The organism is Promicromonospora sp. NPDC052451 (assembly GCF_044547525.1).
GTDB lineage: Bacteria > Actinomycetota > Actinomycetes > Actinomycetales > Cellulomonadaceae > Promicromonospora.
This window is the reverse complement of the sequence record NZ_JBIUAP010000014.1, coordinates 82,908-109,553: the sequence shown is the minus strand read 5'-3', so window position 1 is coordinate 109,553 and position 26,646 is coordinate 82,908. Positions and strand designations below refer to the sequence as shown.

Annotated in this window: 21 protein-coding genes and 1 riboswitch; of the genes, 9 read left to right on the top strand and 12 right to left on the bottom strand. The window is 73.8% G+C overall.

Annotated elements, in window-relative coordinates:
• Positions 1 to 20: 20 nt before the first annotated feature.
• Both ACIG47_RS21825 and thiD read left to right on the top strand, forming a co-directional pair.
• Complete coding sequence (locus ACIG47_RS21825; protein ID WP_397433140.1) at positions 21 to 2,321, top strand: hypothetical protein; 2,301 nt, start codon at positions 21 to 23, stop codon at positions 2,319 to 2,321.
• A gap of 25 nt (positions 2,322 to 2,346) precedes the next feature.
• A riboswitch (TPP riboswitch) is annotated at positions 2,347 to 2,444 on the top strand.
• Positions 2,434 to 3,369, top strand: a complete 936-nt coding sequence (gene thiD / locus ACIG47_RS21820; protein ID WP_397433139.1) for a bifunctional hydroxymethylpyrimidine kinase/phosphomethylpyrimidine kinase — start codon at positions 2,434 to 2,436, stop codon at positions 3,367 to 3,369. (Overlaps the previous riboswitch by 11 nt.)
• Here the strand turns inward: thiD and dxr are convergent.
• Together dxr and ACIG47_RS21810 are read right to left on the bottom strand one after the other, a co-directional pair.
• On the bottom strand, positions 3,356 to 4,525 hold the full coding sequence (gene dxr / locus ACIG47_RS21815; RefSeq protein ID WP_397433138.1) for a 1-deoxy-D-xylulose-5-phosphate reductoisomerase: 1,170 nt from the start codon (positions 4,523 to 4,525) through the stop codon (positions 3,356 to 3,358). The genes thiD and dxr overlap by 14 nt on opposite strands.
• A 32-nt stretch (positions 4,526 to 4,557) precedes the next feature.
• Positions 4,558 to 6,357, bottom strand: coding sequence for a RyR domain-containing protein (locus ACIG47_RS21810; protein ID WP_397433136.1), 1,800 nt, complete (start codon positions 6,355 to 6,357; stop codon positions 4,558 to 4,560).
• A gap of 134 nt (positions 6,358 to 6,491) precedes the next feature.
• Between ACIG47_RS21810 and ACIG47_RS21805 the strand changes: the two genes are divergently transcribed.
• Positions 6,492 to 9,500, top strand: coding sequence for a hypothetical protein (locus ACIG47_RS21805; protein ID WP_397433135.1), 3,009 nt, complete (start codon positions 6,492 to 6,494; stop codon positions 9,498 to 9,500).
• Positions 9,501 to 9,567: 67 nt separating this feature from the next.
• On the opposite strand, the gene ACIG47_RS21800 is transcribed toward ACIG47_RS21805, so the two are convergent.
• Complete coding sequence (locus tag ACIG47_RS21800) at positions 9,568 to 10,230, bottom strand: hypothetical protein (RefSeq protein ID WP_397433133.1); 663 nt, start codon at positions 10,228 to 10,230, stop codon at positions 9,568 to 9,570.
• A 128-nt stretch (positions 10,231 to 10,358) separates the two neighbouring features.
• Between ACIG47_RS21800 and ACIG47_RS21795 the strand changes: the two genes are divergently transcribed.
• The 3 genes from ACIG47_RS21795 to ACIG47_RS21785 all read left to right on the top strand — a co-directional run bounded on the left by ACIG47_RS21795 (position 10,359) and on the right by ACIG47_RS21785 (position 15,224).
• On the top strand, positions 10,359 to 12,524 hold the full coding sequence (locus ACIG47_RS21795) for a DEAD/DEAH box helicase (protein ID WP_397433132.1): 2,166 nt from the start codon (positions 10,359 to 10,361) through the stop codon (positions 12,522 to 12,524).
• A gap of 50 nt (positions 12,525 to 12,574) precedes the next feature.
• Positions 12,575 to 13,858: a DUF418 domain-containing protein gene (locus ACIG47_RS21790; RefSeq protein WP_397433131.1), complete on the top strand. Its 1,284-nt coding sequence runs from the start codon at positions 12,575 to 12,577 to the stop codon at positions 13,856 to 13,858.
• Between the two features lie 85 nt (positions 13,859 to 13,943).
• Positions 13,944 to 15,224, top strand: a complete 1,281-nt coding sequence (locus ACIG47_RS21785) for a DUF418 domain-containing protein (RefSeq protein WP_397433130.1) — start codon at positions 13,944 to 13,946, stop codon at positions 15,222 to 15,224.
• Positions 15,225 to 15,473: 249 nt separating this feature from the next.
• On the opposite strand, the gene ACIG47_RS21780 is transcribed toward ACIG47_RS21785, so the two are convergent.
• A complete protein-coding gene (locus ACIG47_RS21780) occupies positions 15,474 to 15,746 on the bottom strand; it encodes a hypothetical protein (protein ID WP_397416061.1) in 273 nt (90 codons plus the stop codon).
• A 165-nt stretch (positions 15,747 to 15,911) separates the two neighbouring features.
• Here ACIG47_RS21780 and ACIG47_RS21775 point away from each other — a divergent pair, with 165 nt between their 5' ends.
• Positions 15,912 to 17,330, top strand: a complete 1,419-nt coding sequence (locus tag ACIG47_RS21775) for a hypothetical protein (protein WP_397433129.1) — start codon at positions 15,912 to 15,914, stop codon at positions 17,328 to 17,330.
• 52 nt (positions 17,331 to 17,382) lie between these two features.
• On the opposite strand, the gene ACIG47_RS21770 is transcribed toward ACIG47_RS21775, so the two are convergent.
• Entirely contained in the window at positions 17,383 to 18,765 is a 1,383-nt protein-coding gene (locus tag ACIG47_RS21770) for an MFS transporter (protein WP_397433128.1), read from the bottom strand.
• 70 nt (positions 18,766 to 18,835) lie between these two features.
• Between ACIG47_RS21770 and ACIG47_RS21765 the strand changes: the two genes are divergently transcribed.
• Complete coding sequence (locus ACIG47_RS21765; protein ID WP_397416068.1) at positions 18,836 to 19,231, top strand: MerR family transcriptional regulator; 396 nt, start codon at positions 18,836 to 18,838, stop codon at positions 19,229 to 19,231.
• Between the two features lie 101 nt (positions 19,232 to 19,332).
• Here ACIG47_RS21765 and ACIG47_RS21760 read toward each other — a convergent pair whose 3' ends face one another.
• From ACIG47_RS21760 to rpsB, 7 genes are all read right to left on the bottom strand, one after another.
• A complete protein-coding gene (locus tag ACIG47_RS21760) occupies positions 19,333 to 19,875 on the bottom strand; it encodes a DivIVA domain-containing protein (RefSeq protein WP_397416309.1) in 543 nt (180 codons plus the stop codon).
• 5 nt (positions 19,876 to 19,880) lie between these two features.
• On the bottom strand, positions 19,881 to 20,975 hold the full coding sequence (rlmN, locus tag ACIG47_RS21755) for a 23S rRNA (adenine(2503)-C(2))-methyltransferase RlmN (protein ID WP_397433186.1): 1,095 nt from the start codon (positions 20,973 to 20,975) through the stop codon (positions 19,881 to 19,883).
• A 65-nt stretch (positions 20,976 to 21,040) separates the two neighbouring features.
• Complete coding sequence (locus tag ACIG47_RS21750) at positions 21,041 to 21,883, bottom strand: phosphatidate cytidylyltransferase (RefSeq protein ID WP_397433127.1); 843 nt, start codon at positions 21,881 to 21,883, stop codon at positions 21,041 to 21,043.
• A 50-nt stretch (positions 21,884 to 21,933) separates the two neighbouring features.
• Positions 21,934 to 22,491 carry a ribosome recycling factor gene (gene frr, locus ACIG47_RS21745; RefSeq protein WP_397416072.1) on the bottom strand — a complete coding sequence of 186 codons (558 nt, stop codon included), beginning with the start codon at positions 22,489 to 22,491 and terminating at the stop codon, positions 21,934 to 21,936.
• A 113-nt stretch (positions 22,492 to 22,604) separates the two neighbouring features.
• Complete coding sequence (pyrH, locus tag ACIG47_RS21740; RefSeq protein WP_397416074.1) at positions 22,605 to 23,360, bottom strand: UMP kinase; 756 nt, start codon at positions 23,358 to 23,360, stop codon at positions 22,605 to 22,607.
• A gap of 175 nt (positions 23,361 to 23,535) precedes the next feature.
• Positions 23,536 to 24,375, bottom strand: coding sequence for a translation elongation factor Ts (gene tsf / locus ACIG47_RS21735; RefSeq protein WP_397416076.1), 840 nt, complete (start codon positions 24,373 to 24,375; stop codon positions 23,536 to 23,538).
• A 102-nt stretch (positions 24,376 to 24,477) separates the two neighbouring features.
• The gene (gene rpsB / locus ACIG47_RS21730; RefSeq protein ID WP_397416078.1) at positions 24,478 to 25,404 is read right to left on the bottom strand and encodes a 30S ribosomal protein S2; all 927 of its coding nucleotides are present in this window, start codon (positions 25,402 to 25,404) and stop codon (positions 24,478 to 24,480) included.
• A gap of 477 nt (positions 25,405 to 25,881) precedes the next feature.
• On the opposite strand from rpsB, the gene ACIG47_RS21725 reads away from it, so the two are divergent.
• Positions 25,882 to 26,568, top strand: coding sequence for a murein hydrolase activator EnvC family protein (locus tag ACIG47_RS21725; protein ID WP_397433126.1), 687 nt, complete (start codon positions 25,882 to 25,884; stop codon positions 26,566 to 26,568).
• Positions 26,569 to 26,646 lie beyond the last annotated feature (78 nt).

The following is a 26,646-nucleotide window of genomic DNA, read 5'->3' as shown; positions in this document are numbered from 1 at the left end:
CCGATCATTAACCTGGCGGCATGTCTGTTTCGTCCGTACCCGAGGTCGGGCACACCCACGGTCCCGCGGCGCTCGCCGACAGCCTCGCCGCGGTCTTCCAGACCGAGGCGTGGTCGGGTCCGGACGGCGACTCCCGGGTGGCCCGGCACCTGCGCGAGGCCGGGGTCGACGTCAGCGCGATCTGGGCGGCGTCCCGCTGGAACATGGGCGAGGACGGCGAGGCGCCCAACCGGCGCCACCCGCTGCCCGGCGACCCGCGCGGCCCGCAGACCGCCGCCGTCCTGCGGGCCGTCGCCGGCCTGCCGCGCGGTGCCGCGCTCCTCGGCCTCTACCTGTGGTCGCAGGCCAGCGACGCGCTGCAGTACACGTTCCGGCACGGCCGGATCATCGTGCCGCTGCGCGCGTTCGTCGAGACCTGGGAGACGTGCCGCGACGAGGCCCCCGACGCCGTGTGCCGGGCCGAGGGCGACGCCGTGGCCGTGCTGCTGCGCACGCTCATCACGCAGATGCACACGTCGGCCGCCCGCAGCGCGGGCAGCCTGCCCCGGCTCGCCGGGGCTGCCGCGCGGGCGGGTCAGAGGTGCGCGGACCTGCTGCGCGCCGCCCGGGCCATCCCCGACCCGGCGTCCCCGTTCCGCCGGGAGCTCGTACCGCAGGCCGTGACGCGGATCCGCTACTTCCGCGCGCTCGCCGAGGCGTCGGTGGCCGCGGACGAGGCGATGGCGGGCCGGCCCGACCGCCTCGGCCCCGCGCTCGACGGGCTGCGCGCCGCCGAGACCGACCGGCACCTCAACTACATCCTGGCCAGCGAGCTGCGCTCCTACCGGATGCACCTGACGGAGCTGCACCGCAACCTCGGCGCGCGGTGGCTCACGCTGGACCGGCTCAAGACCGTCTACATCTACCCGTTCGGGCTGCGGGACGTGAGCCCGGCCGCCGCCGTTGCGGCGATCCGCGGCATCGCCGACCGCGACGAACGCCCCTGGCTGCTGGGCGTCCGGACCGTCGCGACACGCGCCCGCCTCAAGATGGACGACGTCTGGGCGAGCGTCGACCGTGCCGCCCGCCCGTACGGCGGGGCCTCGCTGTCCATGCCCGACGTGCGGCTGGAGCAGCCCGACGGCACGCTCATCGCCGAGCTGACCTGCGACGTGCGGTTCACCGAGTTCGGCAACCACTACGTGCGGTTCCGGTACTCGGCGCACGACCAGTCGCCGCAGCAGGTGCGCGACGCCCGGTTCCGGCTGTCCAACCTGCACGCCGACATCCGGGTGCGGTGGATCGCGCCGGACGGCTCGCCGCTCGACGTCGACCACGGCGACGCCCTGCCGCCCGAGCGCCTGTTCGACCTCGCCGACCTGCTCCAGCGCGCCACGGCGGACCTGGTCCGCACGGGGACCGAGATCGCCCAGGGACGGGCGCACGTGGTCACCACCGTCTACGAGGCCAGCCGCGGCACCGGCCCCGCGGCACCCCGGGCGGTCCGCACGCCGGTCGCGATGGGTGACGAGCTGCTCGCCGCGTTCGGCTCGCAGGTGCTGCTCCAGCCGGTCTCGTACGGCACCGCGACGCTGTGCGACTGGACCCTGCGCCAGCGCAACCCGGTGCTCCTGGAAGGAGTGCGGCACCTGGGTGACGTCGTGGCGGTGACCACCAACTCCACGACGGTCGCGCTGGTCGGCGCGGCGCACTTCAAGATCTCCCAGTACGGCTCGCTGGCCGAGTTCGTCGCGAGCCTCAACGGGCTGTTCAGCGCCTGGAACGCCACGCTGGCCGACCACCTGCGGATCGTCGCGGCCATGCTCGCCGACCACGACGTGAACAACGGCGCCGACCTGGCCGAGCGCAAGGAACGGCTGACCCGCGAGCAGCTGCGCCTGCACGAGTTCGCCTCGGAGGTGCGCACCACGCTGACCACCATCACCTCACCCACGTTCCTGGCCTCCGCCCTGGAGTCCCGGATGCTCAACCAGCTCCTGCACGCCTCGCACTTCGAGCAGCAGGCCGCGGTGGTCACCGAACGGCTGCGCGAGCTGCTCCAGGAACCCATCGCCACGCGGCTCGCCGCCCTCGAGCGTCTGCACGGCGACCGCGAGCGCGCCGAGGAGGCGAGGCGGGAGCGCAGCAGGCGCCGGCTCATGGACGGCACCCTGTCGGCCATCACGGTGTTCGCCGGCGTCTACGCGCTGATCGGGACGGTCCAGGTGGCCCTGGACGCGGCGCTGATCGACGGCGTCCAGGCGGTCGCGGCCACGGCCCTGGTCACCGTGGGCGCGCTGGTGACGGGCCTGGCGGTCTTCAACTGGACGCGCGGTCACTGATCCTTCGATCCGGTCTAGGGTGGGCCCACATGGCGCGGGGCGCCGGGGCACAGCCCGGCTGAGACGTACCCGTGGAACCTGATCTAGGTAGTGCTAGCGAAGGGAACGCCTCATGGGCTCCGTCCTGCCCCCCGACCCCCTGCTCGACGCCGCCGCGCGCACCCGCCCGGCCGGCCACCCCGTGGTGGCGCTGACGATCGCCGGCTCCGACCCGTCGGGCGGTGCCGGGATCCAGGCCGACCTGAAGACGTTCGCCGCCCTGGGCGGCTACGGCTGCGCGGTGCTCACGGGCCTGACCGCGCAGTCCACGACGGGCGTGACCCGGGTGCTGCCCGTCCCGGCCGACATGGTCACCGCACAGCTCGCCACCCTGTTCGCCGACGTCGCCGTGGACGCGGTGAAGATCGGCATGACGACGGACGCCGAGGTCGCCCGCGCGATCGCCGCCGCCCTGCGCGACCTACGGGCCGGTGCGCGGCCGCCGTTCGTGGTGCTCGACCCGGTCATGGTCGCGACGTCGGGCGACCGGCTGCTGGCGCGCGAGGCCGAGACGGTGCTCCGCGAGGAGCTGCTGCCCCTGTCCGACCTCGTGACGCCGAACCTGCCCGAGGCGGCCGTGCTGCTCGGCACCGACCCCGCCCGGGACGCCGCCGAGGCCGCGGACCAGGCCCGCGCGCTGCTGGGCCTCGGCGCACGGTTCGCCCTGGTCAAGGGCGGGCACCTCACGTCCGCGGAGGCGGTGGACCATCTCGCGGGCCCGGGGCTCGGGGCGGGAGCCGGCGGCGTCGTGGCGCTCGCCGCGCCCCGGGTCGCGACGCGCAACACCCACGGCACGGGCTGCACGCTGAGCTCGGCGTGCGCCGTGCTGCGACCCGTGCACGACGGCTGGGAGCCCGCGGTGCGCGCGGCGAAGACCTACCTCACGGGGGCGCTGCGCGCGGCGGACGACCTCGTGGTGGGGGGCACCGGGACGGCGGCCGGGCCGTGGCGCGGCCACGGCCCCGTCCACCACGGCTTTGCCACCGTCTTGTCACCTACGCCGTCTTGAGGATCTCCGCGGCCCGCGCCCGGGCCCAGGCGTCGGCCTCCAGCACACCTTCGACCGACCCCGGATCGCCCGCGCCCGTCGCCGCGTGCGCCTCGACGACGGCGGCGACCGTGTCGACGATGTCGAGGAACCCGATGGTGCCGTCGTGGAAGGCGTCCACACAGACCTCGTTCGCCGCGTTGTAGACCGCGGGGAACGTCCCGCCGGCCTCACCGACCTGTCGTGCCAGGCGGACGGCGGGGAAGGCGTCGTCGTCCAGCGGCGCGAACTCCCAGGTGGCGGCCTGCGTCCAGTCGATCCCCACGTCGACGTCGGGCAGGCGGTCGGGCCAGGACAGGCCGAGGGCGATGGGCACGAGCATCCGCGGCGGGCCGGCCTGCGCGATGGTGGACCCGTCCACGAACTCGACCATGGAGTGGATCTCCTGCTGCGGGTGCACCACCACGTCGATCGCGCTGAACGGGAGGTCGAACAGCAGGTGCGCCTCGATGACCTCCAGGCCCTTGTTCACCAGGGTCGCGGAGTTGGTGGTGACCACGCGCCCCATCGCGAAGTTGGGGTGCCGCAGGGCCTGCGCGGGCGTGACCTCGCGCAGCTCGTCGCGGGTGCGTCCCCGGAAGGGCCCGCCGCTCGCGGTCACCACGAGCTTGCGCACCTCGGGCGCCGACCCCGAGCGCAGTGCCTGGGCGATGGCCGAGTGCTCCGAGTCCACGGGCACGATCTGGCCCTCGTACCGCACGGCCGCCGTGACCAGCGCGCCGCCCACCACCAGCGACTCCTTGTTCGCGAGCGCCAGCGTCGATCCGGCCTCCAGCGCGGCGAGCGTGGGCCGCAGTCCGACCGAGCCCGTGATGCCGTTGAGCACGACGTCGCTGCCGCGGCCGGCCAGCTCGGTGGCGGCGCCGGGCCCGGCGAGCACCTCGACGCCGTCGGCCCCCGCCTCGGCGAGCAGGGCGGTCAGCGCGGGGCGGGCGGCGTCGTCGGCCACGGCGACGGCGCGGACGCCGAGGGCGGCCGCCTGGCGCGCGAGGAGCGGCAGGTCCGTGCCGCCGGCGGACAGCGCGTCCACGCGGAACCGGTCGGGGTTGCGCCCGATGACGTCGACGGCCTGGGTGCCGATGGAGCCGGTGGAGCCGAGGAGGGTGACGCTTCGCATGGGGCCATCCTGTCAGGCCCGGCGGGCGGGTCTCAGCCCTCCCCGGGCTGCCCCGCCCGCCCGCGGCCGAACATGCGCCACCCGCGGACGACGCCGCGCGGGTCGGGGACGGGGGCGCCGTCGGCCTCCCAGCCGGCGTCGCCGTCGAGCGGCACCACGTGCAGCCCGAAGTCCGCGAGGATCACGGGGATGGCACGGATCGCCGCGCGGTCCTTCTCCCGGTCCGCCTCGGACAGCTCGTCCCAGGGGCGCAGGTCGGGGTGCAGGCGGCGGGCGTCGTCCCGCTGCGGCCCGTAGGTCCAGCCCGCGGCCACCTTCTCGGCCGTCCAGCGGTCGTGCTCGTCCACGGCCCGCGCGTCCACGACGGGTTCCGGGATGCGACCGTGCTCGGTGCCGCGGGCGGGCGCGACCGTGCAGCCCATCTGGCGCAGCCGGTCCGGGATGGCCCGCACCTGGGCGCGGTTGGCGGCGCGCAGGTCGTCGGACAGCTCGGCCCAGGAGACCATGGCCGGCGTGCTCTCCCAGGCCACGCCGGCCGCGCGCTGGTTGCGCAGGTAGGTCAGGTGCGCCGAGACGGCCATGAGGTCGTAGACGTCGTCGTGCACCAGCGCGCCGGGTGCCGTCGCGCGGCGCAGCAGCGTGCCCGGCTCGACCACGTCGAGCCGTCCCCCGAGGTCGTCGAGGATGGCGCCGTCGTGCGTGCCGAACAGGCCGCCCAGCCCGGCGAGGCGGTTGAGGCGCAGCACGACGGCGCCCTCGCTCGCCCGCCACAGGTCGCTGTCCCGCAGTGCCTCGCGCAGGGCGTCGCCGTCGTCGTCGTGGCAGACGTAGATCCGCGCCGGGACGCCGATCGCGCGGACATCGGCGAACGTCTCGACCGGGACCAGCCGGCAGGCCGCGCGGACGGCGGGCCAGCGGGCGTGCAGCGCGCGGGCGGCGTCGTGCGCGCCGGGCCCCACCAGGGTGACCGTGAGCGGTTCGCCGCCCGAGGCGATCTCGACGCTCCGCAGCCGCGCGAACGCGACCACGAGCGCACGGCCGAACGTGCCGTGCCCGACCACCGAGACGTGCGGCGCGTCCCCGCGCACCACGAGCCGGTCGCGGCGGGCCAGGGAGCGGGCGACCAGCTCGCCGAGCGTGAAGAAGTCGACGCCGGGCTGGGGGTGGCTCAGGTGCCGCGCCTGGAGAGCCAGGGCGAGCTCGGGGTCGCTGACGTGCGCGTTGAGCCGCAGGCCGGGCAGGTCGGGGTTCCGGTCCACGCGGTTGGCGACGGCCACGGTGAGCACGTTGACGCCGGGCTCGTCGTCCTCGGCCTCGCAGGCGTACAGGACCGCGGCGCCGGCCACCCCCGCGTCGCGCAGGGAGTCGGCGTCGCCCGTCGCGGTCCGCACCACCAGGGCGCCCCGTGCCGCGAGGGCCTCGGCGATGAGGTCGGCGGCGGGCGTGCGGCCCACCACGATCGCGTGCCCGCGCATCCGGCGCGTCCGCATCAGCGCGAACTGGTCGGCGAACAGCGAGCGCACGGCCTCGAACACGGCGTAGCCGGTGGCGACCGGGGCCAGGAAGCGGGCGGCCTGGAGCTGCCAGGGCAGGTCGCCGCCGTCGTTGGTGGCCTCGGCGCCGAGCACGAAGAGCTGGACGGAGTAGTAGACGACGTCCCAGCCCGTGGTGCCCCAGGCGAAGCCGGGGTCGGTCCGGTAGACCGCGAAGCCCCACAGCCCCAGGCCGAACGCGACGCCGAACAGCCCCGTGAAGCCCGCGCGCACCCAGGAGCGGCGCATCCGCAGCCGCCGGGTACCGCCGCTCGGACGGACGAGCTCAGGTGCCGCCATCTCCCGCCTCCCTCAGCCGACCGTGCATTTCACCACGAAAGTGGCTACGGTCACGACCTGCGGCGACACTACACACCGGGGAGGTCTTTCCACCGGTCCACGACCTTCGCCGTGGAAGGGCCGCGGGGTCGAGGATGTCCGAACGGCGAGCTCGCTCCCTGTTTCCCGCCCACCGGGCGCACGCGGCACCGCGCACCGACCGGTACGACGCCTTTCTCTCCTACAGCCGTGACTCCGACGGCGAGTTCGCGCCCGCGTTCCACGCACAGCTCCTCGACTTCGACCGCCGCGAGGGCGTGCCGGACCTGAACGTGTTCCTGGACCGGACCGGGCTGGCCAACAACCCGAGCCTCTGGGACTCCATCCAGCGCAAGCTGGAGCGCTCGGACTACCTCATCCTGTTCGCGTCCGAGGGCGCCGCGAGCTCGCACTACGTGGCCAAGGAGGTCGCCTGGTGGCTCGACCACCGCGAGCCCGAGACCCTGCTGGTGGCGCTGACCAGCGGCAAGATCGTCTGGGACCAGACCAGCGGCGAGATCGACACGATCAGCACCACCGCGCTGCCCGCACCGCTGGCGCACCGGATCGACCACGAGCCCAAGTGGACCGACCTGACGCGGCTGCGCCAGCGCCGGTTCTGGCGGCACCACCCGGACCGCGCCACGGCGCTGGCCGAGCTGGTGGCCCCGCTGCGCGGCCCCGACGTCAGCACCGAGGAGATCCTCAGCGCCCACATCGCCCGGCAGAGCTCCGTCGGGCTGCGCAACCGCCTGGTGAGCACTGCCCTCGGGGCCGCCCTGGTGCTGGCCGTCGGCGCGACCGGCGTGGCGGTCCGGGAGGCGACCCGGGCGAACGAGGCCGTCAACGCCAACGCGGCCCACCTGCTCGGGGCGACGTCGCACGTGGTGCACCAGGACGACCCGGCCACCGCACAGCTCCTGGCCGTCGAGGCGGTACGGCGCCTGCGCGACGGGCAGACCCGCACCGCGCTGTTCAACGCGGTCACGGCGAACGAGCCGGCCGACCCCTACCTGCTGCGCACCGTCGACGTACCCGAGGAGACCGAGCTGGCCGACGTCGCGCCGACGAGCACCGGCGTGGTCGGCCGCACCGGCACGGGCGACCTCGTGCGCTGGAACCCCGACGACGGCGCCCCCGAGGTGCTGCGCGGCGACCGCACCCCGTTCGGCACCGTCACCGGCCCCGGGCGCACGGGGCCCGCCGTGGCGGGCAGCGCGGACGGGACGGTGGTCGCGGCCGTCGACGACCTCGGCGTGACGGTGGGCCGGTTCGGCCCGCTGCCCGAGGGCAGCACCAGCCGCCAGACCCACCTCGACCTGCCCGGCGCGACGGCGGTCGCCGTGACCCCCGCCGGCGACACCCTGCTCATCGCGTGGCACGACGCCGCCACCGACCGGGACCGGATCGGCAGCATCAACCTCACCGGCCGGGACCTGGCGGTCCTGGAGTCGGACGACGGCTCGCTGCGCCCCCACGAGCAGCACCTCGCGTTCCGCAGCAAGGTCGGCACGAACCTGTCGGTCACGTCGCTGGCGGTCGGCTCCAGCCGCACCGTGGCCGTGGCGGACGCCGCCGCGGGCACGCTCGAGGTCCGCGGCCTCGACACCCTGGAACCGGCCGCGGACGCACCCGTCGACCTGCCCGCGGACGCCGTCCCCTCGCCCTCGCTGCGCGACTGGGCGGCGCTGACGCCCGACGGCTCCGGCGTCACCGTGCACCACTGGGCGGACGGCACGGTGCGGACGGCCGACTGCCCGGTCCCGCGCGCCTGGCGGCACCCGCAGATGGTCGCGATCGACGACGGCGCCACCCGCGCCCTGGTCGCCACCGACGACGGGCTCGTCGTCTGCGAGATCTCCGCCGGCACCGGCGTGCACCGCACCTGGCACCTGTCCGGCGTCCGGCGGACCGGGCCGCCCGTCCTCGTGGGGACCGACCGCGTGGCCGTGGCGACGGACGGACGGATCGCGCTGTGGACCACCGCCGGCACCGACGGGGACCTGCCGCTGCCGCCCGCGGCCGGAAAGGTCGCGACGTCGACGCCGGACCAGGCCGCCGACGGGCCCACGGCGGTGCTGGCGACCTACCGCGACCCGGAGACCCGGCAGGTGAGCACCGCCGCCGCCTGGTCCGACGGCACCGTCACCATCCACGGCCTCGGCACGGTGACCCTCCCCGCCGGCAGCCCCGACACCGGCAGCCCGCTGCTGCCGGTCTGGCTCGACGGCGACCGGCTCCTGCTGATCGCGCCCGACGGCACCGCCTACCGGACCCAGGGCGGGACCGTCGCCGGGTACGAGGCCGGGTTCCGCGACCTCGTCGCGCCGGGCCTCGACGGCGGCGACCCCGCCTGCGCGACCGTCGTCAGCGCCCAGCGCACGCGCGACGACGTGCTGCTGGTCGACGCCTGCTCCGGGCTGCACCTGCTCGACGCGGACCTGGAGGAACGAGCGGTGCACGTCCCGGGGCCGCTGGGCAGCACGCCGCGGCTGGAGACCGAGTGGGCACAGCCCGGCCGCGTCGCCGTCACCGACGACGGCCTGCGGGTCGCCGTCGCCCCCCGCGACTTCTCCCTGCGGGTCGCCGACCTGGAAGCGGTCGCCCGCGGCGAGCGCGACGTCTGGACGGTGCGCGGCAGCAGCGTGGCGCAGGTACGCCTGATCGGCAGGCGCGACGGCTCCGGCACGCTGCCGGACCAGCTCGTCACCCTGGGCCTGGACTCGGCGGTGCGGCTGCGCGGCGTCGACGACGGCTCCGACCCGCGGAGCCTGGACCTCGCCGGCACCTCCGGCGACGTCCTGGCGGTGCTGCCGGGACCGAACCTCGTGGCGCGGAACCAGGGCCCGGCGCTCGCGTTCTTCGACATCGAGACCGGGCAGAAGGTCGGGGAGCTCGCGACCCGGCTCTACTCCCCCGGCGGCGCCGTGGCGGCGAACGACGTGCACGCCGCCGACGGCCAGCTCCTGGTGGTCCAGGACCACGGGGTCACGACCGGCTGGACGTTCTCGGACGACCAGATGATGGCCCGCGCGTGCGCCATGGCGGGCCGTGAACCCACGGCGGCGGACATGCCGGACGGCGTGCCCCTGTCGAGCACCCCCACCTGCCCCGCAGCCCGCTGAGTGCTGGGTATTCGCCCTCCTGGCCCACTTGAAAGGGCGAATTCCCAGCACTCAGCGGTGGGGCGGGTCAGGACTCCAGGCGGGTGGCTTCCTTGTCCGTCTCGTCCGCCTCGTCGTCACGGCCCTCCTTGCGCAGGACGCCGGACAGCGAGCGCATCGAGGTCACCGCGTCGCTCTTGACGAGGTCCGACGTGGTGCCGCGCAGCTTGCCCCACAGGCTCATCGCCTCCTCGGCGACCTCCAGCACCTGCGACCTCTCCTTGCCGCCGAGCGTCGACGTCGTGAACGTCTCCAGCGCGTGCTCGAGCACCTCACGCTGCTTGTTCGGGTCGTCGTCGTCCAGGCTCTTGTAGAGCTGGACGGCCTCGCCCATCAGCTTGGTGGTCGGCTTGTCCTGGTCCTTCGCAGCGGCCTGGCTGCCGAACGACAGCAGCGCCACGGCCAGACGTGACACCGTGCTGCCGGTCTCGCCGGGCAGCTTCTCCGCGCCCGAGGCCACCAGCTGGTGCAGCCGGGCGGCGGTGCGCGTCTCGAGGTTGTCCTCACGCTCCGGGGCCTGGCCCTCCGCCGGGGCCGGGCTCGCGGCCGGCGTCGTGCCGGCCTCCTGCTCGGCGACCGGTGCCGCCGTCTCGACGGCCGGTGCCGGCTGCGGCGCCACCTCGGGCGTCGTCTCCCCTGCTGCGGTGACCTGCGCCGCCTGTGCCTCCTGAGGCAGTGCGTCCGTGCTCACTCGTTCCTCCTGTCCACGGTGCGACGAAACTACCAGAACGGGCGTTCAGTCCGGTATGCACCGCGCGGCGCCCGCAGACGGCGCGCGCGCACGCCCGCCACGGCGTCCACCCGGTACCGTCGGCGGCCATGGAGACCACCATCCGGACCTGGTCCCGCAGCGCGGCCCGCGACCTCCTCGGGCGCGCCCGCGCCCGGCACGCCCTGGGCTCGGACGCACTGACGGAACGCGCCGCGGCACCCGAACGGGTACGAGCCGCCTACCGCGCCGCCCGTGACGCCACGGTGCTCGCGGAGCTCGCCGAGGTACCCACCGACCGGATCCGTGAGGTCAGCACCGGGCGCCTGCGGGTCGGACCCGTGGAGGCCGCCGGGTTCCGCACCGTCGCCCAGGTGCTGGAGGCGACCGCGCCGGAGCTGGAGGCCGTGGCCGGCGTCGGCCCGCGCACCGCCCGGCTGCTCCAGGACGCCGCGCGGCAGATCTTCGACGCCGTCGACGCCGCGCTCACGTTCCGCATCGCCCACGCCCCCGCCGACCCGCTCGCCACCGGCCTGGTGCGCGCCCTGCACGCCCACGAGCAGGTCGCCCGGTTCTTCGACGCCTGGGGCGAACGGCTCGACGTCGACGTGCCCCGGCTGGCCGACCTCGAGCAGGCCGGAGCCGTGCGCGGCACCCTGGTCCGGCGTCTGTTCGCCGGCCGCGACCGCACCGCGACGGCCGACGCCGCCCTGACCGACCTGGACCGGACCGTCGAGGGCCTCGACCGCTCCGGTGTCACCGACGCCCTGCGCCGCCTGGACCAGGCGCTGACCGGGACGCCGGACGAGGAGGCGTGGCGCGACTACGAGCTCCGCGCCGCCGCCTACTACACGGCGCTCGGCGACCTGGTCGACCTCGGCGTCGACGTCGAGGCCGCGGAGGGCTACCTGCCCGAGGAGGTCGTCCACCAGGTCACGAACCAGGATCTGGACACGTCCCTGCTGACCGTCTCGCTGCGCGGGTACCAGGCGTTCGGCGCCCGCTACGCGCTGGTGCAGCGCCGCACGATCCTCGGCGACGAGATGGGGCTCGGCAAGACCGTCCAGGCCATCGCGACGATGGCGCACCTCGCCGCCCACCGCCGCCGGCACTTCCTCGTCGTCTGCCCCGCGAGCGTCGCGTCGAGCTGGGGCCGTGAGGTCGCGGCGCACTCCCGCCTGCCCGTGCGCGTGCTGCACGGCGAGGACCGGGACGACGGCATCCGCGCGTGGGTGGCCGACGGCGGCGTCGGCATCGTGACCTTTCCCCAGCTCGGGCACCTGCGCGCCGACGGGATGCCCCGGCCGGCGCTGCTCGTCGTGGACGAGGCGCACTACGTCAAGAACCCGCGGGCCCAGCGCTCGGAACGGGTCGCGGCCTGGTGCCGGACCGCCGAGCGGGTGCTGTTCATGACGGGCACGCCCATGGAGAACACGGTGGACGAGTTCCGCAGCCTCGTGCGATACCTCAAGCCCGAGGTCGCGGAGTCGATCGACCCGGCGGCCGGCCTGGCGGGCGCCGCGGCGTTCCGGCGGTCGGTCGCCACCGTGTACCTGCGGCGCAACCAGGAGGACGTGCTCACGGAGCTGCCCGAGCTGGTGCAGGTGGACGAGTGGGAACGGTTCGGCAGGCACGACGGCGCCGCCTACCGGCGGGCGGTCCTGAAGCGCTCGTTCGCGGACATGCGCCGGGCGGCGTTCGTCGAGGCCCCCGAGCCGACGGCGAAGCTGGTGCGCCTGCGCGAGATCGTCGCCGAGGCGATGGACAACAACCGCAAGGTCGTCGTCTTCTCGTTCTTCCGGGACGTCATCGAGCGGGTGCTGGCCGAGCTCGGCCCGCTCGCCGTCGGCCCCATCACGGGCTCCGTGCCCGCGCGGCGGCGGCAGGAGCTGGTGGACGAGTTCACGCGCTCGCCCGAGCCCAAGGTGCTGGTGAGCCAGATCGAGGCGGGCGGCGTGGGCCTCAACATCCAGGCCGCGTCCGTGGTGATCCTGTGCGAGCCCCAGGTCAAGCCGACCGTCGAGGCACAGGCGATCGCCCGGGCGCACCGGATGGGTCAGGTCCGCACGGTGCAGGTGCACCGGCTGCTGGTCGAGAAGAGCGTGGACGAACGGCTCCTGGAGATCCTGGGCACCAAGGCCGAGCTGTTCGCCGAGTACGCGGGGCGGTCGACGGTGGCGGTGGCCCCGGGCGCCACCGACGTCGCCGACACCGAGATCGCCCGGCGGATCGTCGAGCAGGAGCGGGCACGGCTGGGCGAGGAACCGGCGGCCTGACCGACCGCTCTTTCCTCGCGGACCGGCTCGCCACCTGCTGAGATAGGGGCATGCCGGCCACCACTTTCACCCGGGGTCCCGTCCGCGCCGCCGAGCGCTCGCCCGCACCCGACCTGGCGCGCGGCTTCATGCTGCTGCTCATCGCGATCGCCAACACGCCCTACTACCTGTGGGCCAGCGAGATGAGCGCCGGCGCGTCCCACCCCAGCGACGGCTCGGCGATCGACAAGGTGGCCGACTTCCTCATCATCGTGCTCGTGGACCTGCGGACCTACCCCATGTTCGCGTTCCTGTTCGGCTACGGCATGATGCAGCTCTACAACCGCCAGACGGCCTCCGGCACCTCGCCGGACACGGCGCGGCGGCTCCTGCAGAAGCGCAACTGGCTGCTGCTCGCGTTCGGGTTCGTGCACGCGGCCCTCCTGTGGATGGGCGACGTGCTCGGCGCCTACGGCCTGGCCGGGCTGCTCATGGTGTGGCTCTTCTTCCAGGTCAAGGACCGCACCCTGCTCGTGTGGACGTGGGTGCTCGGCGGGCTGCTGACGATCGGCACGGCGTTCGCGGTGGTCGGGGCCTGGTTCACGGCGCAGCTCCCCGCGGACGACCCGGTCGCGCGCGAGCTGGCGGCAGGTTTCGCGACCTCCACGGGCGAGTCGATGACCACCACGTCGTACCTCGCCTCCATCAGCGAACGCCTGGCGTTCTGGGTCCTCGGGACGGTGGGCCAGGGCGTGCTCATGCTCGTGGTCCCGATGATGCTGCTTCTCGCCTTCTGGGCCGGCCGCCGCCGCATCCTGGAGAACCCCGGTGACCACCTGCCGCTGCTGCGCCGCGTGGCCGTGGTGGGCCTCACCATCGGCTGGCTCGGGCCGCTGCCGTCTGCGCTCGACCACATCGGCGCCTTCGGCGTGCCGGACCACGCGGCCTGGGTGTTCCTCCCCGTCCAGGTGCTGACGGGCTTCTTCGGCGGGCTGGGCTACGTGGCGCTGTTCGGCCTGATCGGCCACCGCGTGGCGCAGCGGCGTACCGGCACGCCGTCCGGCAACCTGTTCCTCACCGACGGGCCGTTCGCGGGCGCCGTCCAGGCGGTCGGCAAGCGGTCGCTGACCTCCTACCTGCTTCAGTCGGTGCTGTGCGCCCCGGTGCTCGCCGCGTGGGGGCTCGGGCTGGGCCAGCACCTCGGCTCGGCGAGCATGCTGCTGTATGCCGTCCTCGTGTGGACCCTGACCGTGGCGTTCGCCGTCTGGCAGGAACGCACCGGCCGGCGCGGCCCGGCCGAGGTGGCGCTGCGCCGGCTGGTGTACGGCAGGCCCGGGCAGGCACCCGCGGCGTGACACGCACCCGGCTGGACGAGCCTGCCGCCTGAGATTTTCACCCTTTTTCGTCGCGACCCCCGCGCTGACCTGGTGTGATGTCCCCATGTCAACAACCGTCCTGATCAGGGGACCCGTCCAGGCCGCCGAACGATCGCCCGCGCCGGACCTGGCCCGCGGCTTCATGCTGCTGCTGATCGCGATCGCCAACACGACGTACTACCTGTGGGGCTCGGAGATGAATCCCGGGACGTCACACCCCCGGGACGGCTCGTCGGTCGACAAGGTGGCCGACTTCCTGACCATCACGCTCGTCGACATGCGGACCTACCCCATGTTCGCGTTCCTGTTCGGCTACGGCATGATGCAGCTGTATCACCGCCAGGTCGCCTCAGGGACCCCGGACGCCACCGCCCGCGGCCTCCTGCAGAAGCGCAACGGGCTGCTCCTCGCCTTCGGGTTCGTGCACGCCGCACTGCTCTGGATGGGTGACGTGCTGGGCGCCTACGGCCTCGCGGGCCTGCTGATGGTGGCGTTCTTCTTCCGGGTGAGAGACCGCACGCTGATCGTGTGGACGTGGGTGCTCGGCGCACCGGCGGCGCTGCTCGTGGTGCTCTCAGCCGTCGCCGCGGGGTTCATCGCACAGCTCCCGGCCGACGACCCCACGGCACGACAGATGGCGGCCGACTTCCTGCCCTCCGACAGCGAGTCGGTGTCCACCACGTCGTACCTCGCCTCGATCGGCTGGCGGCTGGCGTACTGGACCTTCGGCACGGTCGGGCAGGGCGTGCTCACGCTCGTGGTCCCGGTGATGCTGCTGCTCGCCTTCTGGGCCGGCCGCCGCCGCATCCTGGAGAACCCCGGCGAGCACCTGCCGCTGCTGCGCCGCGTGGCCGTCGTAGGCCTCACCATCGGCTGGCTCGGGCCGCTGCCCGCAGCCCTCGACCACATCGGTGCCATCGGCGTCCCGGACCACGCGGCCTGGGTCTTCATGCCCGTGCAGATCCTCACGGGCTTCTTCGGCGGGCTGGGCTACGTCGCACTGTTCGGCCTGATCGGCCACCGCGTGGCCCAGCGGCGAACCGCCACGCCGTCCGGCAACCTGTTCCTCACCGACGGGCCGTTCGCGGGCGCCGTCCAGGCGGTCGGCAAGAGATCACTGACCTCCTACCTGCTCCAGTCCGTGCTGTGCGCCCCGGTGCTCGCCGCGTGGGGGCTCGGGCTGGGCCAGCACCTCACGTCGTGGACCATGCTGGTCTACGCCGTGCTCGTGTGGGGGCTGACCGTGCTCTTCGCCGTCTGGCAGGAACGCACCGGCCGGCGCGGCCCGGCCGAGGTGGCCCTCCGCCGCCTGCTGTACGGCCGCCCGGGTGTCCCGACGACGTGAGGGCCGCGCCGACGTGAGGTGCACGGCGACGTGAGGGCCGCGACCACGTGAGGTGCGCTTCTACCCAGTCATTGCGCCCGGAAACCACGCCTGGCATGGGCGCAATGACTGGGTAGAAGCGCACTTCGGGGCGAGACGCCGACGGCGGAGCCGGGCCGGGCGGAGCCGGGCCGGACGGCGACGGGCCGGGGGGCGACGAGCCGGACGGCGTCAAGCCGGATCGGGCAGGGTGGAACCCCCCGGATCAGGTCAGACCGGGAACGAGTCGACCGGCTCGTCCTCGCCGTCGCCGTCCGTGTCCACCGAGATGGTGCGCGTGCCACCGGCGGTCTCCATGACGACGTCGGGGCGCCCGTCGCCGTCGGTGTCGTACAGCTCGACGTCGGGCACGCCGTCGCCGTCGTAGTCCTCGAACTGGGCGTCCACCACGCCATCGCCGTCGGTGTCGGCGACCTCGACGTCGGTCACGCCGTCCCCGTCGAGGTCGAACTTGCCGGGCTTGTCGGCCAGGAACTCGGACACGTGCTTCTCCTTGCGCTGTGCTTGCTCGTCGTGCCGTCCACGTGGTCGTGGCCGCTCCCCCGATCATGCACCACGCGCGGCCCGGGCCGGGCGACCGGCAGACGTATCGAGAATTTCACCCTCTTCCCCTCGCGGGTGAAATACCAGGACGCATAGATTCACCCCATGCTGATCCAGGTACGCAAGACCCGTCGCCGTGGCGCCCTCCTGGCCGCCACCACCTGCGCGCTCCTGGTGGCCTCGGGCAGCGCCGTCGCGGCCGTCACCCCGGGCACCGGTTCCGACCCGGCCGCGCAGGCCTGGTCCGTCGACCTCGCCACCCTCACCGCCGACGACACCGGGGTGCGCCACTCCGACGGTGCCCTCCGCCTCTCCTCCCCCGCGGACGACGGCGCCGCTGCCCCTGCCGAGGACGGCGCCGCCACGCCCGCCGCCGAGGCCCCCGCCCCGGTGCCGGACGCCGGCGCGCAAGCCACGACGCCGGACGCCGGCACACAGGCCACCGGGCCCACCGAGCCCACCGAGCCCGCCGCCGCACCGTCCGCCACGGCGGACCAGGAGCGCTCCGGACAGCTCGTCGCCCCGCCGGTGACCCTCGACGAGCCCGCCGGGAGCGTCACGGCCGAGGTCGACGCCACGACCCCGCACGGCACGTCGGTCCTGGTCGACGTGCGCGCCCGCCTCACCGAGCAGGGCCCCGACGCCTGGACCGAGTGGGTCCCGGCGGGCTCGACGCTGCCCGCGGCGTCCGGCACGGTGCAGGCACGGGTCACGCTCGTCGGCGCGCAGGCCGTGGGGCCGACGGTCCGCGAGGTGACGCTCACGCCCGCGGCGCCCCGGTCGCGGTCCCTCCAGGACGTCGAGGCGGAGTCCGCGACGACGTCCGCCGCCGACGTGTACCGCGTCTTCGCCACCCGCGAGGGCCTGGTGGGCGGGACCACGGCGAACGGGCACGTCATCACCCAGCGCGACCACTTCGTGGCACTGCCGTCGCGGCGCGGGCTGTCGGCGAACAGCTCGGGCAGCTACTCGGTGCGGGTGTGCGCGGCCAGCACCGGCCGGTGCGCGTACGCCCCCGTGTGGGACGTCGGCCCGTGGAACACCACCGACGACTACTGGAACCCGGCGAGCACCCGCCAGTCCTGGACGGATCTGCCGCAGGGCCGCCCTCAGTCGCAGGCAGCGTACGAGGACGGTTACAACGGCGGTCTCGACGGGTTCGGCCGCCGGGTCGCCAACCCGGCCGGCATCGACCTGGGCGACGGCACCTTCTGGGACGGCCTCGGCCTGACCGACAACGCGTGGACCACCGTGACCTATCTCTGGACGGGCAGCGGCCCGCGCGGGATCGTCCGCACCAGCGGCGGCCCCCTCACCGTCCGCTCCGGTCCCGGCACCGGGACCTCCGCGGTGGGGCTGGCGGGCAACCACGCGAACGTGGTGATCGAGTGCACTGCGACGGGCACCACCGTGACCGGCACCTACGGCACCACCAACGTGTGGAACCGCATCGGCCCGGGCAACTGGGTCTCGGACGCCTACGTCAACACCGGCTCGTCGGCCCCGGTCGCCCCGAGCTGCTGACGCGGGGAACGAGGTCGTACCCGCCGGGGTACGACCTCGTTCCGCCGGCGCCTCAGCGCGAGGCACGCCGGAGCAGGGCCGCGGGCGGGAGGGTGAGGGCGAGGGTCGCCACCGCGACCACCGCCGCGGCGAGCGGCGGGAGCGCCGCCACACCGCTCGCGGCGACGACGGCGGAGGCCAGCGCGGCGCCGACGGCGATCCCGCCGTTGAACAGCACCGGGATCAGTGCCCCGGCGAACGAGCGACGCTCCGGTCCGGCCAGCCGCAGGATCAGAGTCTGCGCGAACGGCGGCATCCCGCCCGACGCCACACCCCACGCCACGACCACCGCGACGCCGACCGCGGGGTGCACGTCCACGGCCCCCAGGCCCAGCAGGGTCAGTGCCGTGGCCCCCACGCTCACCACGAGGGCGGGCCCGCTGCGGTCGCCGAGCCGGCCTGCCAGGGCGACACCGACCGCCGACGCGATCCCGAAGACCAGCAGGAGGGTGCTCATCCCGCCCGGCAGCGCCTGGGCCGGCCCCTCCGTCAACCGGGTGACGTAGGTGTACGCGCCGTAGTGACCCACCAGCACCACCGCCACGAGCGCGGTCACCGCCAGCAGGGGCCCGGACCCGCTCCGCGTGCCGCCGACGGCGCGGCCGGCGGCGCCGATGTCCCCGACGCCGTCGTCCCCGGCGCCGCGGCCGGGCGTCGTCCCGTCGCTCGTGGTCCCGTGCCCCGCCGTCGCGGGGCCGCGTCCGGGCGTCCCTGCACCGTGCGCGGCAGGCTCCGCGGCCTGGTCGGGAGTCCCCGCGACCCGGTCGGGCGTCCCCGCGACCGCGAGCCGCACCGCCACCGCGGCCACCAGGCTCAGGACGGCCAGGGCCCAGAAGGCGGCACGCCACCCCGCGGCGTCGGCCACGAGCCGCGCCAGCGGCGTGCCCACCACCATGCCCAGGGTCGCTCCGCCGAGCACCACCGCGATCGCGCGCCCGAGCAGGCGGTCCGGGACCAGGTCGGCCACGTGGGCGTTGGTGGTCGCCCACAGCAGCCCGACGGCGGCCGCCCCCACGACCCGGGCGCCCACCGCGACCGGATAGGTCGGCGCGAGCGCCGTGAGCACGGACGACGCCGCGAGGACGGCCAGGCCCCCGGCGATCACGGTGCGCCGGTCCCACCCGCGCGTGAGCCGCACCAGCGGAAAGCTCAGCACCACGACGACGGCCGCCCACATCGAGACGAGCAGGCCGGTGCTCGACTCCGCGACGCCCAGTCCCGCGCTCATCTGCGCGAGCACTGCCGTGGGCAGCATCTCCGCGGTGACCATGAGGAGCGTCCCCGTGCCGAGCACGAGGAGCGAGGGCCAGGGCAGACCGGCGGCGGCCGGTGCGGGGTCCGCCGGAAGGGTGTCGATGCTGGTGGGGGTGGCTGCAGTATGGCCTGTCGTGTCCATGCCCGCCACGCTAGAGTTTGACACTGGTGTCAATGTCAACCCCGGTGTCGATCCAGTGCGGAGGCAGGCCATGAAGATCGGTGAGCTCGCTGCGCGGACGGGCGTCACGACCCGTCTCATCAGGTACTACGAGCAGCAGGACCTCCTGGCGGCCGACCGTGCGCCCAACGGTTACCGCACCTACACGGAGGCCCACGTGGAGCGGGTGTCACGGGTGGCCGGGCTCGTCCAGGCCGGCATCCCGACCCGGCTCGTCAAGGTGCTGCTCGACGCCGAGGCCGCCGCCGACCGCCAGGACCCGACCTGCCCGCGCGAGGTCGCCGAGCAGCTCGCGACGGAGCTGGTGGGGGTCGAGGCGCGCATCGACTGCCTGACCAGGAGCCGGGACGCGATCCGCGGATTCCTGACGGCCACCCGGCACGAGGTGCTGCTGCGCGAGGCGCAGGAGGCGGCGGTACCGGCCTGACCCACCGGTGCCGCAGCAGACCTGGGGCCAAGACCTGGGGCCGAGACAGAGAAGGGCCGGAGCGCTGATCAGCGCTCCGGCCCCTGTCTTCCCGGCGCGGCCTACTCGACGCCGAGCAGGACCTCCACCGCGCGGCTCAGGAACGCGTCCACCGAGGCCTCGTCGTAGGCGTCCGCACCCCGGGCGCGGCCGAACGTGGCCGACCGGATGTCACCGGCCGTCAGCGGCTCCTGACGGTCGAAGTAGCCGATGAGACGGTCGCACATGTCGTCGACGTCGTCCTTGTCGTACCCCTGCGAACCGCGGTCGGCGGGCGCGAACTTCTCGCCGTCGGGCCGGCCCAGCCGCCCGTAGAGCGAACGTGCCCGCTCCGCGAGGGCGTTCATCCACGCCTGCTGGCCGTGCGCCGCCGCGTACTCGGCACGCTGCCGGGCGATGAACGCCGCCTCGAGCCGGTCGAGCGCCGCGTCGACCTCGTGCGTGTTGTAGCCGCCCCGGGTCAGGTCGAACGTGGACGCCTGGATGTCCGCGCTCGTCAGCCTGTCCGCGGTGCGCCCCTCGTAGGCCTGCCGGGCGTGCTCGAAGAACTCGTCGACCTCGTCCTTGTCGTACCCCGTGCGCATCCGGGGAACGGTGTTGAACATCCCACTCACTCGTCGTCCTCCTCCGCCGCAAGCTGCCCGCAGGCGCCGTCGATATCGCTCCCGCGGGTATCACGGATCGTGGTCGGAATGCCGTGACCGCGCAATCGTGCCACAAACTCGTCCTCGACCTCACGGTCGCTCGCGGTCCAGATCGAGCCGGGCGTCGGGTTGAGCGGGATCGGGTTCACGTGCACCCAGCCGCGGCCGCGGGCGTTGAGCTTCTCGCCCAGCAGGTCGGCGCGCCAGCCGTGGTCGTTCATGTCCTTGATCAGCGCGTACTCGATCGAGACGCGGCGCCCGGTGACCTCGAAGTAGTTCCGCGCGGCGTCCAGGGCCTCGTCGACGCTCCAGCGCGTGTTGATGGGGACCAGCTCGGAGCGGAGGTCGTCGTCCGGCGCGTGCAGCGACAGGGCGAGCGTCACGGGGATGCCCTCCTTGGTCAGCTTCTGCATCGCCGGGACCAGGCCCACGGTCGAGACCGTGATGTTGCGGGCCGACATGCCGAAGCCCTCCGGCTGCGGCGCGACCAGCGCGCGCACCGTCTCGATCACGGCCTTGTAGTTCGCCAGGGGCTCGCCCATCCCCATGAACACCAGGTTGTTCAGACGGGTCGCGCCGCCGGGGATCTCGCCGTCGGCCAGGGTGCGGAAGGCCGCGCGGACCTGCTCCAGGATCTCTGCGGTGGACAGGTTGCGCGTGAGGCCGAGCTGCCCGGTGGCGCAGAACGGGCAGGCCATGCCGCAGCCGGCCTGGCTGGACACGCACAGCGTGGTGCGCTGCGGGTAGCGCATGAGCACCGACTCGACCTTGGCGTCGTCGAACAGGTGCCAGAGGGTCTTGACCGTGGTGCCGCCGTCGGCCTCGAGCGTGCGCGTGGGACGGATCAGGGGCGGGAACATCGTCGTCGCCAGGTCCTCCCGGGTCCGCGCCGGGAGGTCCGTCATCTTCGCCGCGTCGCTCGTGTAGTGCGTGAAGTAGTGCGTCATGAGCTGCTTGGCGCGGAATGCCGGCTCACCCGCCTCGACCACGGAGGCGACACGCTCCTCGGGCGTGAGGTCGGCGAAGTGCCGCGGCGGCTTGCCGCGACGGCGCGGGGCCATCTGCAGGGGGATCGCCGGGGTCTCGTCCGAGGGGCGGACGGTCGGCTGGGCAAGGGGAGTTTTCATCAGGCAACCACCGAGAGCACGAGGTAGACGAAGGGCGCTGTGATGACCAGCGAGTCGAGGCGGTCCAGCACGCCCCCGTGCCCCGGGAGCAATGAGCCCATGTCCTTCAATTCTAGGTCACGCTTGAGGAGCGACTCGGCGAGATCGCCCACCGTCGCTGTGATCGCGGTCATCACGCCGAGCGCGACGCCGAGCACCGGGCTCTGGCCCAGCCCGTACACCGCGCCGATCACCCCCACCGCCGTGGCCAGCACGATCGAGCCGGCCAGGCCCTCCCAGGACTTCTTGGGGCTGACGGTCGGGGCCAGCGGGTGCCGGCCGAGCAGGACGCCCGCGACGTACCCGCCGGTGTCGTTGGCGACCGCCAGGAGGATGAACAGCGCCACGCGGATCTCGCCGTCCGGCTGCGCGAGCATGAGCACCACGAAGCCCGCGAGGAACGGAAGGTAGGCCGCCGCGAAGATCGCCGCCGCCGAGTCGCGGACCGCGGCCAGTCCGGAGCCGTCCAGCGCACGCCACACCACCGTCGCCGCGACCGTCAGCACGAAGGCGACGAACAGCGCCTCCGCGCCGCCGCGGTAGGCGGACACGATCATGCCCGCGGCGCCCACGAACAGGGGCACCATGGGCAGCCGCAGCGCACGGCGCGCGAAGGCCTGCCGCAGCTCCCAGAGCCCCGCGCAGAGCAGGACGATCACGAGGAGGACGAACGGCTCGGGCCGCCAGTACAGCGACGCGCCGACGCCGCCGAGCAGGCCCACGCCGACGAGGATCGCGGCGGGCAGGTTACGGCCCGCCCGCGACTGCTTGGGGGCCGGTGCGGGCTCGGGATCTGAGGTCACGTGGGGGTGCGCGTCGTCTCGCTCGGTTCTCTCTCGGGGCGGTGCGGACATCAGACCTCGAGCAGCTCGCTCTCCTTGCTGGCGAGCAGCTGGTCGATCTGCTCGACGTGGCTCTTGGTGAGCTTGTCCAGCTCCTTCTCGGCGCGCGTGACCTCGTCCTCGCCGGCCTCGCCGTCCTTGACGATGCGGTCCAGCTCCTCCTTGGCCTTGCGGCGGATGTTGCGCACCGAGACGCGCGACTCCTCCGCCTTGGCCTTGGCGAGCTTGACGTAGTCGCGCCGCCGCTCCTCCGTGAGCGAGGGCAGCACGATGCGCACGACGTTGCCGTCGGTCGCCGGGTTGACGCCCAGGTCGGAGTCGCGCAGCGCCTTCTCGACGGCGGGCAGCGAACCCTTGTCGAACGGGGCGACCATCACCGTGCGGGCGTCCGGGATGTTGAACGACGCGAGCTGCTGCAGCGGCGTCGGGGCACCGTAGTAGTCGACGGTGATCTTGCTGAACATCCCAGCGTTGGCACGACCGGTGCGGATACCCGCGAAGTCCTCCTTGGCGACCTCGATCGCCTTCTCCATCTTTTCCTCGGCCTCGAGGAGGGTCTCGTCGATCACCACTGCTCCTTCATTCGTCTACGGGTGGTGCCTGGGCCACTCTACGGACACTTTGCCCGGCTACCGAAAGCTTCGCGCGTCCGGCCCGGCCGGGGCGCGCGGTGCCGCGCGGGTCAGCGCGCGGTGATCAGCGTGCCGATCGGCTCGCCGGCGAGCGCACGGGTGACGTTCCCCTCGCCCTCCATGCCGAAGACCCGCATCTGGACGTCGTTGTCGCGGCACATCGCCAGCGCCGTGTCGTCCATGACGCCGAGCCGGTTCACCAGGGCGTCCGTGTAGGTCAGGTGGTCGAGCTTCTTCGCGTCCGGGTTGCGGCGCGGGTCGGAGTCGTAGACGCCGTCGACCCCGTTCTTGCCCATGACCACCTGCTCGCAGCCCGTCTCCAGGGCGCGCTGCACCGCCACGGTGTCGGTCGAGAAGTACGGCATGCCGGCACCCGCACCGAAGATGACGACGCGGCCCTTCTCCAGGTGCCGGATCGCGCGCAGCGGGATGTACGGCTCGGCGACCTGGCCCATCGTGATGGCGGTCTGCACGCGCGTCTTGACGCCGGCCTGCTCCAGGAAGTCCTGCAGCGCGAGGCAGTTCATGACCGTGCCGAGCATGCCCATGTAGTCCGCGCGGGCGCGATCCATGCCGGCCACGCTCAGCTCGGCGCCACGGAAGAAGTTCCCGCCGCCGACGACGATCGCGACCTGCACGCCGTCGCGCACTGCCACGCCGATCTCCTTCGCGATGCGGCGGACGACGTCGGCGTCCAGCCCCACGCTGCCCCCGCCGAACGCCTCGCCCGACAGCTTCAGCAGCACACGCCGGGCAGGGTTGCCTGCCGCGTCCACCGCCACGCCCTGGGTCGCCTCGTCACTCACTGGTCCGTCACCCTTCGTTCGACACTGCCGGGACGCTGCCCCTCCCGGAATACTGCCCGACTGACGGGCAACCCACCTCTGCGCAGGGGCACAGGCGTCCGGGCCGGTCACGACCGGCCCGCGTACAGGTCGGCCCGGCCCGCGCCGAAGCGCGGACCGGGCCGACCGGGATGCGTCAGGAACCGACGCGGAAACGCACGAACGAGTTCAGCGAGCCGTTCACGGAGGCGACGTGCTTGCCCACCGTGACCTTGGGGTCCTTGGCCAGCGGCTGGTCCACGAGCACGACCTCCTTGAAGAAGCCGTTCAGGCGACCCTCGACGATCTTGGGCAGCGCCGCCTCCGGCTTGCCCTCGTTCTTCGAGGTCTCCAGAGCGATCTCGCGCTCCTTCTCGACGACGTCCGCCGGGACGTCCTCGCGCGTGAGGTACTTCGGGGCCATCGCCGCGATGTGCTGCGCGACGTCCTTGGCCACGGCCGCACCGGCCTCGTCGGTGACGACGAGCACGCCGATCGACGGCGGCAGGTCCTTGGCCGTGCGGTGCAGGTACGTCGTGACCTTCGGGCCCTCGACGCGCGCGACGCGGCGCAGGGCGAGCTTCTCGCCCAGCGTGGCGCCCTGCGCGGCGATGAACTCCGCGACGGTGCCCTCGGGGGCGGGCGCGGCGGCGGCCGCGACCTCGTCCGCGGCACCGGCGGCGGCAGCGGCCTCCAGGACGGCGTCGGCCAGCGCGATGAACTTCTCGTTCTTGACGACGAAGTCCGTCTCGGCGTTCAGCTCGATCATGGTGGCGACCTGGCCGGCGGCGGTGTCCTCGACCTTGACGGCCACGAGGCCCTCGGACGTGGCGTTGCCCTCACGCTTGGCGGCGCGCGCCAGGCCCTTGGTGCGGATGATCTCGATGGCCTTGTCGGCGTCGCCGTCGGCAGCGTCCAGGGCCTTCTTGACGTCGAGCATGCCGGCGCCGGTGCGCTCGCGCAGCGCCTTGATGTCAGCGGCGGTGTAGTTCGCCATTGTTCTGGTCCTCCGTGCAGTCGTGTTGTTCGTGGGAGGTCGTGCGACCTGAGGGCCGGTGCGTCGCCCGGGCCCCCGCGGGGGCCCGGGCGACGCGACAGGTCACTTCTCGGTCTCGGCCTCAGCCTCGGCCGGAGCAGCCTCGGCAGCCGGGGCGGCCTCGGTCGCCTCGGCGGCGGGGGCGGCCTCGGCCTCGGGGGCGGCGGCCTCGGCGGGCGCGGCCTCAGCCGGGGCGGCAGCCTCGGCCGGAGCCTCGGAGCCGGCCAGGAGCTCGCGCTCCCACTCGGCCAGCGGCTCGGCGGCGGCCTCGGCCTCGGCACCGGTCTTGGCACCGCCCGAGTGGCGCTGCATGAGGCCCTCGGCGGCGGCGTCCGCGATCACGCGGGTGAGCAGCGTGACGGAGCGGATCGCGTCGTCGTTGCCCGGGATCGCGTAGTCGACCATGTCGGGGTCGCAGTTGGTGTCGAGGATCGCCACGACGGGGATGCCCAGCTTGCGGGCCTCGTCCACCGCGAGGTGCTCCTTGTTGGTGTCGACGATCCACACGGCCGAGGGGACCTTGGCCATGTCACGGATGCCGCCCAGCGTGCGCGAGAGCTTGTCCTTCTCGCGACGCAGGACCAGGAGCTCCTTCTTCGTGAGGCCCGAGGCGGCCACGTCGTCGAAGTCGATCTCCTCGAGCTCCTTGAGGCGCTGGAGACGCTTGTGCACGGTGGTGAAGTTCGTGAGCATGCCGCCGAGCCAGCGGTGGTTCACGTAGGGCATCCCGACGCGGGCGGCCTGCTCGGCCACCGGCTCCTGGGCCTGCTTCTTGGTGCCGACGAACAGGATCGAGCCGCCGTGGGCGACCGTCTCCTTGACGAAGTCGTAGGCGCTGTCGATGAAGTGCAGCGACTGCTGCAGGTCGACGATGTAGATGCCGTTGCGCTCCGTGAAGATGAAGCGCTTCATCTTCGGGTTCCAACGGCGGGTCTGGTGTCCGAAGTGGACACCGCTCTCGAGGAGCTGGCGCATGGACACGACGGCCATGACACGTCCTTTCGGTGCGGCCGGGATCGCCCCGGTGATTCCGCACGCATTTCAGGCGGCGCGGGGCGATGCCCCAGGCCGCGGTCGGGTTGAATCGGCACCACTGCTGCTCCGGTGCCCCTGGCGTCACGACGTGCCCGACGCCGACCCTCTGGGCCGGACCGCTGCCGGACGCGACTCGATGTGACGCGCGGTGTCGACCGGGTGCCCCTCGCCCAGGTGGGCCGCCGGCCGAAGGCCGTGGGTCCACCGGACGGAAGTTCATGCCGGTCGCGGGAGGAAGTCTACCCGACCAGCCCTTGCGACGAGGACCCGGCGGACGGGTCGCGACTGTGACATCGCCCGCCGGCGCGCACAGGCACCGGTGGTGGCGCCGACGGGCACCGAGCGTGACCACAGGAGCGGTTCGAGCCGCACTGTGCACAGGCGCGGGGAGAGGGCTGCGCACGGTGGCCGACGGCGGGCGATGCTCACCGCATGACGACATTCTCCCCTGGCCCCGGTGCCCCGTCCCGTGCACCTCGTCCTGTCGGCTCGGCCGTGCTCGGCCGCGGCACGCCTGCCCGAGCCGAGAGGGCGATCGGAGTGCGGTCAGGCTTCGCCGCCCTCGCGCGGACCGTCCTGATCGCCGTCCTGCTCGTCGGGTCGACGGCGGGCGCGCCCGCCGCGGCGCTGCGCGCGGGGCCCGACATGACGGTGCGCTCGGTACCCGGCAGCTCTCCGACCGGGTACGTGGCACCCGTTTCCGGTGTCGATCCACCGTCCGGCGTGGAGCGGTCGTTCGACCCGCCCGAGCACGAGTGGGGTCCCGGCCACCGGGGCGTGGATCTCACGGCGGCGGTCAGCGCCGACGTGGTGTCCCCTGGCCCGGGCGTCGTCACGTTCGCGGGGCCGGTGGCGCGCCGCGGCGTCGTCGTGGTCACGCACCCCGACGGCCTGCGCAGCAGCCTGGAACCGGTCACGGCGTCGGTAGCGGTCGGGACCGCCGTGGCGGCGGGGACCGTCATCGGCACGGTGGAGGGCGACGGCGCGGGCGACAACGTGTCGGCGAACCACTGTGCGCCGCGGTCGTGCGTGCACTGGGGCGTCCGGCGCGGCGAGCGGTACATCGATCCGCTCACGCTCCTGGACCGTCCGCCCATCGTGCTCCTCCCGGACCGGTGACGGTGAGCAGTGGGGACCCGGCCATCTCCGTGTGGCCGGCCTTGAGCGGCCGGCTTCGTGCGGCCGGCTTCGTGCGGC